Raw genomic sequence first — 15266 nt, forward strand, 5'->3', positions numbered from 1 at the left:
GGGGAGAACTCCTCCCTACGCATAAATGACGAGGGTTTCCGTTCTCCCCCTTACCAACCCTAATTTCTGATGACTGACGACGCCGATATTAAAGAACTGATCGAAGCTGTGGAAAAGGCAGATTCGGCGCAAGGCTTAACCGACGCCGTGCGAGATTTAGCCGAAGCGCGATCGCCTGCAGCGATTGGGCATTTAATCGAAGCCCTCGGATTCAATAACCCCGGTGCTGCTGTTGCTGCAGTGGATGGACTGGTGGCATTAGGAGAACCGGCAGTGGTGCCCGTCTTGGAACAACTCGACGGATACAACTATGGCGCAAGAGCCTGGGCCTTGCGCGCCCTCGCGGGCATTGGGGATCCGCGCGGGTTGGACCTATTGCTCAACACCGCCGAAACCGACTTTGCCCTGAGCGTGCGACGGGCTGCGGCTAGAGGATTGGGGAATATCCTCTGGGATAAAATGGCGGCGGATGAAGTGCCCGCCGCCCAGGAGAAAGTCCATCGCACCCTGTTAAAGGTGGTGGGGGATCCGGAATGGGTGGTGCGCTATGCGGCGGTGACGGGGATGCAAGGTTTAGCCAAGGCCGTGAGTAGTCCTCCACCTAGTTGGTTTTCCGACCTGTTGGCACACTTAAGCGCGATCGCCAAAACCGATACTGAGTTGGTGGTGCGGTGTCGCGCTCAACAGGCGTATCAACAGTTAACGGGATAGGGCGGCGTGAGGATGGTAATTCGCGATCGCTCTTTTCGCCCAACCCGAATAAATTGGCGTAATTCACAACAAATAAAGCGATGATTAAACATATTGTAATGTGGCGGTTGAAAGACACGGCAGAAGGTGCATCTCGGGACGAAAATGCCCGCAAAATGAAGGCAATGCTGTTAGCGCTGAAGGACTCCATTGCCGAAATTAAGCAGATTGAAGTAGGAATGAATGCCCTCGCTTCTCCAGCGGCTTATGATGTGGTGCTGTATTCTGCTTTTGAGAGTTTTGATGCGTTACAGCGCTATCAGAAGCATCCGGAACACGAAAAATGTAAGGAATTTATCGGCAAAATTGTCAGCGATCGCGCTGTAGTGGATTACGAAGTTTAAGGCGTACAAACAGCAGAAAAAACGGCGACTTTTAGTCGCCGTTTGGAAGGACAACTCCGTTTGGCTAAAAGATTGGTGCGCTAAAAATCACGGACTTCCATGCAAGCAAGAGAGCAAATATTACAAAATATTAAGAGATATTAATATAATTATTATTTTGTATTGAAGGAGTTATAGTAGCGTCAGGTAGGGCTTGTGCTGGAGAGTGGCAAGAACGTCAGCAACAAGCATAGGAGAAGGGGCAAAGAGTCAAGACTCTTTGTTGGCTTCCCATACTTAGTTAAGAGGGGGACTACATCGTGGACATAACGGGCATTTACCTGACGCAGGGACAGCTAAACGTACAGGGTGAAGCGAACTTTATCGATGGGGAATGGTTTGGGGAAGATTTCACGAGGAATTTAGAGAAAGCGCCGGGGGTGGGATCTATATCCGCGATCGCATCCGGGATGGAACCGTGGGTGGAGGTGGAACTGGGGCAGGATTTGTATTCCAGGGATTTTGGCAATGGAGTTTCCCCCCAGAATGTAGAGAGTTCGCGGGATGGAGACCTGCTGACAGGTTTGGGCGATCGCGCGCAAGCAACGCCCCTCCACTCAGGGGAACTCGATCGGATTGCGGATGCAGCGATCGCCCGGTGGGGGAATACGGAATTTGGGCAGCAACATCACCAAGAACTGCAAAACATTACCTTTGAGATAGAAGATTTATCCGGGGCGATCGTCGGACAAGCGCGAGGAAGCCAGATTTTCATCGATCCCACTGCTGCGGGTTATGGCTGGTTTGCCGATGCGACTCCCTTGGACGATACAGAATTCACCGCCGCTGGAGAAGAATTGTACGCCGATCGCAACAGTATGGCGTTCGATCGCATGGACTTGCTGACGGTGGTGACCCATGAAATCGGTCACGTACTCGGTCTGGCGGATATCGAGGGTAGCGATCGCGCCGGGGAGTTGATGCACGGTTCCCTAGTAGCGGGGGAACGTCGCTTGCCGGAAAACCCGCAACCGAAGGACTTTTTGGCAGCAGGCGATCGCAGTTTCCCTCACAATTTAGAAGCCGATATCCTAATTGGGGATACAACGCGATCGCAGTATCTCGCGAATCCCACCATCAGCGAACCGTTGAAAACAGCGATCGTCAGTGGGTTGAGTGGAGTTGTCCAAACCCTCGACAATGCCAGCGAAACTCTGGGGAATGAATTACTCTCGATTCCGGGATTGATGGGCGAGTCTGGTGAGGGAGGAAATTTAGCCCTACCGGGATTGTTGGGGAATGCGAAACTCGGTTCCCTGCTGCAAGAACAAATTATTAATCAAATCGATACAAAGTTCGAGAAAAGCACTCTTGCAGAACTAGAGACTTTTATCGATAATTTAGAAGTCGATACGTCGCCACTTCAGTTAAATTTTAGTGATGTAAGTGTTGAGTTGGTTCCCGTAGAGGCCACAGCAAATAATCAGGATGATTACGAACTGCTGTTTGATTTTACGGTTAACGCGCAATTAAGCGATCGCTTCAAATTAGACTTAGGGAAAAATGCCGATTTATATGGCATTGACCTGGGTGGAGATGCAGTGGCCGACCTGTTACTGAATACGGGGGTAAATCTGGATCTATCCTTCGGAAGTGCCGCAACCATCACCGAAGGGAATTTTGGCGGTCCAACGAGCTTAAGAGATACAAAAATTACCCTAGATTCCGATAACTTTTTCATTCGACAAGCAGACTTGCAAGCTACGGCAAGTATTGATGAGTCAAACCTGAATTTCGATTTTCAAGTTGGATTTTTGGATGTGCGCGCGGAGAATGGTAGCTTTGCCCTCGATGCGAATATAAGTGCCAATCTGCTCGATCCGAGTAATAGTGATGGACTGAATCGGATTACCCTATCGGAATTGAATAATATCGCCGATGAAGATTTAACCACCGTCAACGCGACGGGGAATTTGGACATCCTGTTACCTGTGAAAGTGAATGGGATTGATGGGATTGCCGGTGACTTTTTTGATGTGAATGGGGCGACAATTGCTCTTAATACCGATGTGGGGCAATTTTTTGGCAATGGGAATGTAACGGATTCCGACATCGATCCGCGCATGAGTCTGCCGGTTTCGGTGAGTGCGGCATTTGAAGAGGCTTTCACCCCATTTAATAATATCGGTTCGGCTGATATTGTCGGGATGTTGCGAAGAATTGGCAACCAGTTTGACAAGGTGGAAGCGGCGGATGCGTTCAATATTCCGATGCCGTTTGCGGAGAATAAAACCCTGGGAGATATGTTAGGGTTGGCGGATGGAATGGAACGCAATCTCATCAATCGCTTACTGAATGAAAAAAACGAGTTTACCTTTGATAGCGTTCAAAAGTTAGCGGTAAAACTGGCAGAAAATTTACCCTTAGATATTCAAGAGATTGGGGCAAGTTTTGACAAAGAAACGCAAGAATTGCGGTTTAAGTTGAATATTGATTCGCAATTATTGGAACTTGACGATAAATCGGAGATAGTTCCAGTTTCCTCGAACGATGTGCCAATCGACTTCGATTTAGAGTTGGGTGAGTTGGGCGGTTTTGAGACAGATGCAGAAGTGAAGCTGACGCCGGATTTCGGGGTAGAATTCACCTTTGGGATTGACTTAAGCGGGGAATCCGATGAAATTGCGATCGCTGCAGAAATTGCCCCAGATGCGAACAACGGGCAACTGACTGAGGATGTCAGTTTTAGGGTAAAAATTGGTGAAAATGCGCCGATCGCACTGGCGATGGCTGCCAGTGACACCGCAGATAATAATAGTGTGACGGACTTGATTTCCGATATTGAAGCAGCGATCGCAGCAGCGGGAATCAGCGACAGCCTGAACGTCAAAGCGATGTCTGAGGGGAAAGGGTTATTTTTAACCACAACAGAGCCATTTTTGCAAGTTTTCAATGTTAGCGAAACGGCAAAAGCGTTAGGATTTTTCGAGAATCAAACTGCCGCACAGTTGGCGATGGTGGGTCTTGATGAATTGGCGATCGCAACAGTAAATTCACCACCGGCCAATGGAAAACCGGGGGGCGAAGTGGCGTTTAACTTAGAGTTAGTTATTAGCAGCGACGACAGCGAAACTAGCGACAGCGAAACTAGCGACAGCAACACTAGCGACGGCAACACTAGCGACAGCAACACTAGCAAACTCGAAACCGTTAAAGTTAATCTGTTGGCAACCAAAACTGATGCTAACTCAAGCAATACTTCAGATAATCAAAATATTTACGATTTGGTTGAGGATCTGAATTCAGCATTGACTGCAGCGAAACTGTCCGACGATCGCAGTCTTGGCAACATCGTATTTGCAACTGTGGTTGAGGATAAGATTGTCTTGAAAACCACTGAACCCAATGTGGAATCGTTGAAAATTGTCGATGCGGATGCGGAGTCAGGTTTAGATGCGACAGTTTTAGGGTTTAGTTTAGACGCAGTAACAGATGAGTTTGGACTGCCTAAAAATGGCGTACTTTCTGGCGACGCGGTATTTACTGTCAAATGGGACGATCGCACGCCAGTGACGGTGACGGTTGCAGCAGATGCCAGTAATGCCAACGCTGTCGATCCGATCGCTGCCTTGATTGAGGATATTAATACCGCGTTGGGAAATAGCGGTATAGGAGAAGATATTGTTGCGGGACGTAACGGCGATCGCTTGATTTTAGCGGTGGAGGGTACGGCGAAAAAATTAGAAATTAATCCTATCAGTGATGCGGCGATCGCCCTGGGAATTCAAGAGAATTTCGTCACCCAAACTCGTCCCTCGGTGGATGTCTTTATCGAAGACGCTAAAATCGATGGCAGTTTGAATTTATTGGCGGATAAGATTGCAGGGTCGGCAGAATATGGGTTTGTGGGTATCGATATTAATGGCAGTGGAGAAAACGATGGAATTAACGATGCCGATGTCACCGCTAGTGTGAACGTTGCGATCGCAAATAGTGAAGGCAATACCAAATTTGTCCTCGGCGATCCGCGGGTTAGCATTACCGATTTAATTCAAGTTTCTGGAATCGATTGGTCGGGTCAGGTGATGTTGCGCGATATTGACGTACAAAGCGGCGTTCCCGGACTGACTGCCAGCGATTTGGAAATTCCGATTAACATTTCTAACACTACGGATTCCAATCTGCCAAGTATTGACCACGATTTTAGCAATTTAAGCGAATTGCTAGATTTCCAAGAATTTGACTTTGCCCAAGTGGTAGAGGTGCTCCAAGAGGTGGCGACATTTTTAAGCGATCGCTTTGAATCGTTACCTGCGATGCAGAACGATTTACCCTTGGTGGGGGTTAGGGTGGCCGACTTGCTGACCTTTACCGATAAATTTGCGGAAGTAGTCAGCGAATTTGAACAAAATCCGGCGGGAATCGTTCAGGATCTTAACAATCGCTTAGTGGAAGCATTGGGATTGCCGCAGGGTAGCGATTTGGTTTCGATTCAATACGATGCAGCAACCTCTTTGTTTAATATCGATCTGAATTTATTCGAGACCTTTAGCGATTCATTAGGGGTAGATTTAGATTTAGGTGCGATCGCCGATATTCCTAACGTGCAATTACAAGGCGCAGCAGGATTGCAGGCGTCAGGTGGCGCAACGGCGAAATTAAGCATCGGCATTGATTTATCCAATCCGACAAATCCCCTACCATTTTTGAACTTAGAGAAGACCGATTTATCGGTAGAATTAGCGGCGCGAGGGAACAATTTATCCTTTGTGGGGGCGTTAGGGCCTGTAGGCGTATTTGTGAACGATGGCGTCGCGGCGATGGATGGCGATGGGAATGCGGCAACAACGGATGATTTTGCAGAATTGGCGATCGCATTAACCGATCCGACTCCTGGCGACAATCGGATTCTATTTGATGAATTCGATCGCCTTGATGCCACGATCGCAATGACAGGTGGTGTGGATGCAACATTGCCCATTTTCTTCCCCAGCGAGTCCAACTTTATCGGCGATCTGGGTTTCTCCGTTGCCGACTTGTCTGGTTTCCTCACCGATCCGACAAACCCGGCGAATTTTAATCTGGAAGTTCCCGATTTGTCGGCGATGCTGGACAATGCAGATTTGAGCTTATTGAACAATTTGCATCTGGCAATAGAAGGGATTGACTCCTTCTTCGGGGGACTGCAAACCCTGCTGGAAACCGAGGTTTTTGATGCCGATTTACCCTTGATTGGGGATAAGTTAGGCGATGCGGCAACCTTTATCGAAGATATTCGCAGTAACCTTTATAATGGACTGCGCGATCGCGTGGATAATTCCATTGCCAAAACCCCGGAACTGATTCAAGAGAGTTTATTTGAAATTCTCGGAACCGACGGACTGAATCTGTTGCAAGATGGAGATGGATCGGGGGCGATCGACCGCAACGATATCGCGATATCCGGCGATCCAAATGCCGATAATTTCCTGCAATGGGATATGACCCTCGGCAGTAACTTCACAGTGGATGAAGAAATTGCCTTGGATTTGGGATTGCCTGCTTTGGGTTTAGAAATCGATGGCGGGGTGAATTTAGATCTGGGATGGGAACTGGATTTCGGATTTGGATTGAACCGCGAAGAAGGGTTCTATTTCGCCCTCTCCGATGATGCAGAAAATCCGGAAGTGAGGGTAAATTTGAATGCTTCTATCCCCGGTTTGCAAGCAACGGGAAGTCTGGGATTCTTGAAACTGAATGTCAGCGATCGGCAGGACAATCCTACCCATTTAAACGCTAACTTTGCTATCGATTTAGTTGAAAAAGGCGCAACGGGTGAAGATGCCACTAAGTTGGGACTGTTTGAAATGGGCAACTTAGGCGTAACTCCTACGTTAACAGGTGGCGCAAAAGTTCACCTCGATCTCCGAGGAAGCGTCTTAGAGAATAATGACAAAAATTCAATTGCTGCAGCATTGCCGAGTATCGTCAGCGAGTTCGATCTGGTGTGGACGTTAGATACTGCGGACTTATCGGGGAATATTGGCAAATTAGAAACCGTTGCCTTTAACAATGTCGGACTTGACCTCGGTTCGTTTATCTCTGATTTCTTAAATCCAATTGTCGGCCAAATCCAAGAGATTACCGAACCGGTCCAACCGATTATTGACGTTCTCACCAATCGCCTGCCGGTGATTTCCGATCTCGCCGGAAAAAATATCACCTTAATCGATTTGGCGGAAGCATTCGGATATGGTGGCAAATTTGGCATGATTGACGATATTGCCAATATCGTGAAGTTAATTAACGATCTGCCCGAAAACCCCGACTCTGCGATCCTTCCCTTTGGCAGTTGGAATGTGCTGGGCAACAATTTCGACCTCTTCAATCCTGGGGGACTGGATGAGGTGAGAAATGCGGAGGATTTGGACGGAGTAACGGGAGTGACGGCGGAGATTGGTTCAGTCATTTCATCCGAAAATGCCACGGCATCTGCTTCCCCAACCGAATTTATTGATGAGTTAAAAGCAGGAAAGTATGGCGGTTTAGATTTTCCGATTTTCACCGATCCGTCCCAAGTATTCCAATTGCTGATAGGCCAACCGGCGAATCTATTAACCTACGATATGGAACCGATGGAGTTTGAGTTTGAATACGGTGCGTTTTTCTCCATTCTCGGCCCATTAGGTGCAGAAATCATAGGAACGATTGGCGCGGGTATCGATTTAGGGTTCGGATTTGATACTTATGGCGGACAACGATTCGCTGAGGGGAACTATCAATATCCGATCGATATCTTGCGAGGATTTTATGTCAGAGATCGCCTTAATGCTGATGCGACAGGGCCAGAAGTTCCGGAATTAAACCTATATGGCAGTTTAGTGGGGGCAGGCGTTCTCCATGCGGGTATCGCTAAAGGCGGTGTCGGTGGTGGCGTGTTCGCCAATATCGATTTCGATCTCAACGATCCGAATAGCGATGGAAAAGTGCGGATTGAAGAAATCCTAAATAACATTTATCTGGGAAGTCAGGACTTCAGTCCATCAAATAATCCGATAACCTCAGTGTTTGATGTTAGCGGATCGGTAGAGGCCAAGTTAAAGTGGTTTGTTGAAGCATTGAGTTGGAAAGCAGAGGGACAAATTGGCCCCTCGTTACCCCTGCTTAATTTTAACTACAGTATGCCTCGTCCGCCCGTGTTGGCAAGCGAACTCGGCGGTGGGGTATTGCGGTTGAATATGGGGGATTATGCAGGCGATCGCTTGCATGAAAATACCACTGACGGTGACGAACACTTTACTATTACCCAAAATGGCAATAGTATTACTGTGTCCGCATTAGGTCAAACCCAAACTTATAAGGATGTATCGAGTATTGTCGCATTAGGCGGTAGCGGAAACGATACCATTATTTTCGAGAACGTGACGATCGCTGCGGAAATCGATGGTGGATTTGGCGACGATCGCATAGACTGGGGCGGCAGTAGCGGAAATGCGACGATTATCGGCGGATCGGGTAGCGATACCTTATCTGGTGGTAGTGGGGATGATGCCTTAAGCGGAGAGAAAGGCATCGATCGCATCTTTGGTGGCGGCGGTAACGATAATATTGCAGGCGGGACGGAAGCGGATATCCTCAGTGGCGATAGCGGAAACGATACCATCGCCGGTGGGGAAGGGGATGACTCGATCGCCGGTGGCGCAAATACGGACTATCTCGATGGGGGGACAGGCAGCGATCGCATTTGGGGCGATTCGACCTTAGATATTAATGGAACTCTCACTCTCGCCAATCCAGACAGCGCAGATGCCGATATTCTCAGTGGCGGTGAGGACAATGACGAACTGTTTGGCGATAGCGGAAACGATACCATCGGCGGCGGTAGCGGTTCCGATCGCATCGAAGGCAATTCCGGGGAAGACGAGATTTGGGGAGATTCCGACTTTGAGGCGAATGGCGATCGCATCGCACCTTTACCGCGCACAAAGGGACATGATACCCTTTCCGGTAACGAAGGCAGCGATCGCATCTTTGGCGAAGATGGTAACGATCTGATGCGCGGACATGCCGGCAACGATACCCTCGAAGGCAATTTTGGTGCAGATACCCTGTTAGGGGACGAAAATAACGATCGGTTAAACGGCGGCGCAGACAGCGATTTGGCCTTTGGCGGTGCAGATAGCGATCGCGTAGAAGGCGATACCGGCAACGATATCCTATTTGGAGATAAAGGCGTAGTTGCCACCCTGGGCGACAATCCGGAGAACACCGAGGATGATGCGATCGCTGGTGATGGCAATCCCAACCAAGTTCTCGGATTTACTGGTGATAGCGACCCCCTGACGCGGGATATCATGGTGACGCAAATCGACGCCACCGATGGCGATGATACTATTGATAGCGGCGCAGGAGATGACATCGCCTTTGGCGGAACCGGCCACGATCGCATTTTCGGCGATATACTCGCGGAAGAGAGTGGCAGCGAAACCCCCACCGGAGAGGATATTCTGGTAGGCGATGGCGGACGAGTCTCATTGCGCGATCGCCAAGTAACATCCATCCAAACCACCGATCCGGAATATGGCGGCGATGATGCGATCGCGGGCAACAACGGGGATGATATCGTTTTCGGAGGGGCCGGTAACGACGAACTTGCCGGAAATGACGGTAACGATATCGCTTTAGGCGATAATGGCGTAGTAGTCCGCAACGATGGCAGCGATAACGCCAACGATATCTACACCACCGATACCAATACCGGCGGCAACGATCGCATTTCGGGCGATGCAGGTGAGGACATTCTAATTGGCGGCGATTATCACGATGAAATTTCGGGCAATGACGGCGATGATGTGGCAGTGGGAGACCACGCTTACATCCAACGAAATGCCGAAAATACCATCGAACGGATTGCCACCCAATTTGACGATGCCGGCGGAAACGACCAAATCCAAGGAAATACCGGAAATGACAATTTAATCGGCGGAATTGGCAACGATCGCATTTCTGGCAATGACGGCAACGATGTCGCTTTGGGCGATAATGGCCAAATTATTGGCAATGACGGCAGTGGCGAGGCAAACGATATTATTACCAAATCTCCCGAATTTGGCGGAACCGATGAAATTTTCGGCAATGCAGGTGAGGATATTTTGGTAGGCGGGTCCGGGGGCAATGATGCCACTGGAATTGGCGGCGATCGCATTTATGGCAATGACGGCGATGATGTGGCGAAGGGCGATAATGCCCGAATTTTCCGCACCGCACAACACACCATCGAACGCATCGAAACCACATTCCCCCATATTGGCGGTGACGATGTAGTAGAAGGCAATAGCGGCGGCGATGCCCTGTTAGGCGGATTCGGAACCGATACCCTCAATGGTTTGGAAGGAACCGATATCATCTTAGGAGATAACGGCGAATTGGATTATACCCTAGATGCCAATCTCAATAGTCTCAATCGCGTCACCACCACCAATCCCACCCAAGGCGATCGCGACTTAATTGCCGGGGGGAACCAGAACGACTTGCTGTTTGGCGGCACTTTGGGCGATAATATAACCGCCGGAGAAGGAAACGATTTGGTATTCGGCGACCACGGGAAAGTAGAAGGCATTATCCAACTAACCCAGTTGCCCCTGAATCAACCCAATCCACCCTTTACCTTTACCGCCATCGATACCCACGTGGCAGATAAGGGTGGGGATGAATGGATACAGGGAGATGGCGGCGACGATATCATCCTCGGACAACAAGGTAGCGATCGCTTATATGGCGATCGCGGCGACGACGATATCATCGGCGGACATAATGTAGTCGGCGGTGACGACACCAAAGACACCATCGATGGCGGTACCGATAACGATGCGATCGCCGGCGATAATGCCAGCATTTTACGCAGTAGCGACACCCGCAATCCTCGGATGCGCGCCCTCTCTGGCCAGATAATCTACGACGCCGCAGGCAATCCCCAAGTCACATCCGAAGGTCAACCCAATCCCACCAATGCAGCAGAACGGCAAATCGAATTATTCGACCATCACATCGAGACCGAATCCGCACAATACGGCAACGATGCGATCGCCGGAGGCGCAGGTGAGGATGCCATTTTCGGACAACTGGGTAACGATGTCATCCAAGGCGATAGTTCCGTTTCCGAAGCAGTAAGCGCCACCAACCCCTCCGTAGAACGCAACGATGACGGCGACGACTACATCGAAGGCAATGGCGGCGAAGACCTGATTTTCGGCAATTCCGGTCAAGATGATATCATCGGTGGCAGTTCCAGTTTGTTCGGGAACGACACCCCGAACCAGCGCCCGGATGGAGAAGATACCGTCTTCGGAGGTGCGGGAACCGAACTCGATCGCAACCATATGGGAGACGAATCGCCGCAAGGTCACGCCAAAGATGCAGATGCGATCGCCGGTGACAACGCCAATATTTTCCGCCTCGTGGGCACCAATGGCACCTATGGCGGCGACTTCCTCACCTTTACTTACGATAACTACAGTCAATCCCTGCGAATCGTCCCTCGGGCGATCGCAACCTTGGACTATACCCCCGGCGACAGCAACAACGCGATCGGTGGCCACGACCTGATTTATGGTGAAACCAGCGATGATGCCATCTACGGCATGACCGGCAACGATGTGCTGTTCGGAAATGGCCAAGATGACGATATCTTCGGCGGAATGGGATACGATCGCATCTATGGCGGTACCGGCGAAGACGGCATTCTCGGCGATGATGGTCGCATCTTCACCAGTCGCAATGGCGAAACCGAATCCTTATACGGACTCAATACCCCCGATCGCGAAGGCGACATCAGCATCCCCGGTCCGTTCATCGGCGCGATCGTCCACGAAAGCGGACGCCTGAAGAAAGAAGCGCGCTGGATCGCCTTCGACTCTGGCGCAAACGATGTCATCTACGGCGGTTTAGGCGATGACTTCCTGCATGGCGGCGCAGGGGACGATGCCATCTCCGGCGCTGAAGCATTAGCACAATTCTACAATGCCGATCCGGTCACCGATTTCGACCCCTTGGGTTACGACCCCACTACCCGCAAACTGACCGCGTATGACGCCTATAACCCGCGTCAGAAGATTGACGGATTCTTGCTCAATTTTGAAGCAACCGATGCCAATGGCAACAAAATCGACGATGGGAAAGATTATATCTTCGGCGATAACGACCACGATTGGTTAGTGGGCGGAACCCGCAACGATCGCATGTTCGGCGGAATGGGTGACGACCTGTTAGATGCCGATGACAATCGCGATACCAATGGCGGATCGAACGATCGCCCGGACGATCCGGAATATGCCGATGCTGACTTTGCCTTTGGTGGCGGCGGATTGGATGTGCTAATGGCCAATACCGGCGGCGATCGCTTGTTTGATTGGACGGGTGAATTTAACAGTTTCCTCGTCCCATTCAGTCCCTTTGGAAACCCGACAATCGTGCGATCGATTTCGCCTCATGTGGTCAACTTCCTGTTAGATTTAGGTGACAGCAGTGGCGCAGACCAAAACCTCGCCGAACCCAATGGCGAACTCGGTTTAGTCACCCAAAAAGATCCGCAATGGGGCGACCAACATGGTGCCCCACGCGACCCCCAACCGGGCAACTTACCCGGCGTCCAACGCGATACCCAAGGTGCCCCGGAAGGTAGCAACAGCAACACTTCTAATGGCAATGGCAATTCCAACGCCAGTGGCAATTCCAACCGACCGCCACAGGCAACAAATCGCGATCGCAATCCCGGCAATTCTACCCCGATTTCTGAAGGCGCAGTACCGCCAAATGCCTCGGAAAATGCCAATGCGATCGCACGCGGTGAAACCAATCCCAATAGCAATAATAATGGCAATGCTAACTCGAACCAAACTGCTGCCAATAATCCCAATAGCAATAATAACGGCAATGCTAACTCGAACCAAACTGCTGCCAATAATGCCAATAGCAATAATAATGGCAATGCTAACTCGAACCAAACTCCTGCCAATAATCCCGATAGCAATACCACCGATAGCGACTCACAAGGAAATGCCCCGACTCCTACAGTAGATGACACCAACAGCGAAGAAATTCCCCCAACCGAGGAGACTTCGGCGAGTGAAGATAGCGAAGCGATTGGCACTTCCCCCGATCCAGTCAGTGACGATAGCGACGAAATTGCCACCCCTGTCACCCCTCCCGCCACCTCACCGGATCCGGTGAGTGAGGATACCGATGAGGAAGTATCCCAAGTGGAGAATTCCAGCGCCGATCTGCCCGAGGATGATAGCGCGCAGAGCAATAATGGGGAAATCATAATGGATGTAGAGGTAAATGACGAACCGATCGCCGATGAAGAGAGCGAAGAAACAGCGATCGGCGAGGAAGCGGAAGATGCGATCGCGCCGAGTGAGGAAACACTGCCCGAAACCGAGGAGGCGATCGCCGAACCCGAAGCGCCAGCAGAAGACCCGGTGGTTGACGATGGGAACTCGGCGGCGGAAACTCCCTCCTCCAGCACCTCCGAGGAACCCGCAGAGGCGATCGAAGTGCAGCAAACCTATACCAGCAGCGATGCAAACCTGGCGATTCCGGATATGGACAACTTGCGATCGACCCTGGATATCGGCGATGCAAGCACTATTGTGGACGTCAACCTGCAACTGAGTCTCGCCCACGATCGCACGCAAGATTTGGAAGTCTTCCTCGAACATCCCCAGGGAACCCGCGTGCAACTGTTTAGCAATCTGGGCAATAAAACCCTCACCGACATTACCTTAGATGATGAGGGAGAATTGCCCATCGCAGCTGCAGGCAATCCTAACGTCCAAATCTTCCGCCCCGAAGGCAATCTGAGCGAATTTGAAGGGTTGCCCTTAGGCGGATTGTGGACCCTGGAAATCCGCGACACCCGCAACCAAAAGACTGGCATTCTCAATAGTTGGTCGATGGTGGTTACGCACAAAAATGGCTAAAATAATGCCATTCCTCGTGGAGTGTGCGTAATGAATCGAATTGTGTTAACCACAATGGTATCCCTCGGCGATTTGCATCCCCCGATCGCCGTGGGATTGGGTTTGCGCGATCGGGGGCACGATGCCCTGTTTGCTACACACAAAAAATCTGGTTGTAAAGAATTGTTTCAATTAATAGACCTCGGTTGAAAGTTAGGTTAAAGTAAAAGAACTGGTAAAGTAGGGATTTACCCATGAGCGATCCAACTCCTGAAGGGCAAATTGCTGCCTTACAAGAACAGTTAATCAAACTGAGGAAGCGAGGCGATCGCGCCGAATCTCCCCAGGATAATCGTTCGGTGGAATGCGAAATCCTGGGAAACTTGGGAATTGCCTATTATCGGGGGCAACAATGGTACGAAGCAGTCGCTACCCTGACGGAATATCTGAATTTGGCGCAGGAACTGGGGAATCAATGGCATCAAGCGGTGGCGCAATATTATCTGGGGTTTACTCAAGAATTCTTAGGTGAGGATTGGCTGGCCGTTCAGGCTTTTTGTCAAGCATATTGGTTATGGCGATTGTTTAATCAAGATGATTTTTGTTCTCAGGTTTGGCAGCAGGTTAATCAAGCGCTTGACCGATATGTGAATGCTAAACATTTTGATAAGTTAAATGGGATTTTGGCGTGGCAGCTTCAAGTGGCGGATGCTTGGAAAGATGCGGGTTTAAAAGGGGAAATTTTAGGCAATATAGGCAGAATTCAATATAATAATCAGGCGTTCCAAGAGGCGGTTATTTCTTATTCGCAAATGCTGGAAATTGCCGAGGCTTTGCAAGACGATTGCCGCAAAAGTTTTGCTTTAGCTTGGTTGGGCTGTAGTTATCGGGAATTGGGAGATTTAGCGAAAGCATTAGAGTATTTCGATCGCCGTTTGGTGGTGGCGCAAGAGTTGGGCGATCGCGCTGCCCAAAAAGAAACCTTAGGTTGGTTAATTGATATTTCTAAACGGTCGGAAAAATTCGATCGCACCTTTGAATATTATCAAGTTCAGTTAGGTTTATTCCGGGAACTCAAAGAGCTAGTGTCGGAATACACTTGTCTTTATGATTCAGCAAGTTTGCAGTTTGATATCCAGCAATATCAGGATGCTTTATCTGGGTTTGAAGCTGCTTTACAGATAGCGGAATCCTTGGATGAGGATACTGGAAAAATTTATAAAATTGCCAATTCTCGGTATATGTTGGGGCGATG

The 15266-nt window shown here is 49.8% G+C and carries 5 protein-coding genes; all 5 read left to right on the forward strand.

Annotated elements, in window-relative coordinates:
* Nucleotides 1-69 precede the first annotated feature (69 nt).
* Entirely contained in the window at nt 70-711 is a 642-nt protein-coding gene (locus tag LKK83_RS16895; RefSeq protein ID WP_324632412.1) for a HEAT repeat domain-containing protein, read from the forward strand.
* An 80-nt stretch (nt 712-791) separates the two neighbouring features.
* Nucleotides 792-1094: a Dabb family protein gene (locus LKK83_RS16900; protein ID WP_324632413.1), complete on the forward strand. Its 303-nt coding sequence runs from the start codon at nt 792-794 to the stop codon at nt 1092-1094.
* 299 nt (nt 1095-1393) lie between these two features.
* On the forward strand, nt 1394-14032 hold the full coding sequence (locus LKK83_RS16905) for a proprotein convertase P-domain-containing protein (protein ID WP_324632414.1): 12639 nt from the start codon (nt 1394-1396) through the stop codon (nt 14030-14032).
* A gap of 30 nt (nt 14033-14062) precedes the next feature.
* Nucleotides 14063-14221: a hypothetical protein gene (locus LKK83_RS16910; RefSeq protein ID WP_324632415.1), complete on the forward strand. Its 159-nt coding sequence runs from the start codon at nt 14063-14065 to the stop codon at nt 14219-14221.
* A 44-nt stretch (nt 14222-14265) separates the two neighbouring features.
* Nucleotides 14266-15266, forward strand: a 1001-nt coding sequence (locus tag LKK83_RS16915) for a tetratricopeptide repeat protein (protein WP_324632416.1), incomplete at its 3' end; no start/stop codon positions are given.

This window comes from Phormidium sp. CCY1219, from assembly GCF_035615515.1.
GTDB lineage: Bacteria > Cyanobacteriota > Cyanobacteriia > Cyanobacteriales > Laspinemataceae > CCY1219.

Excerpts from the sequence above, each read along its gene's own strand:
- LKK83_RS16910 (WP_324632415.1), top strand. The coding sequence starts at position 14,063 with ATGAATCGAATTGTGTTAACCACAATGGTATCCCTCGGCGATTTGCAT.
- LKK83_RS16900 (WP_324632413.1), top strand. The coding sequence starts at position 792 with ATGATTAAACATATTGTAATGTGGCGGTTGAAAGACACGGCAGAAGGT.
- LKK83_RS16895 (WP_324632412.1), top strand. The coding sequence starts at position 70 with ATGACTGACGACGCCGATATTAAAGAACTGATCGAAGCTGTGGAAAAG.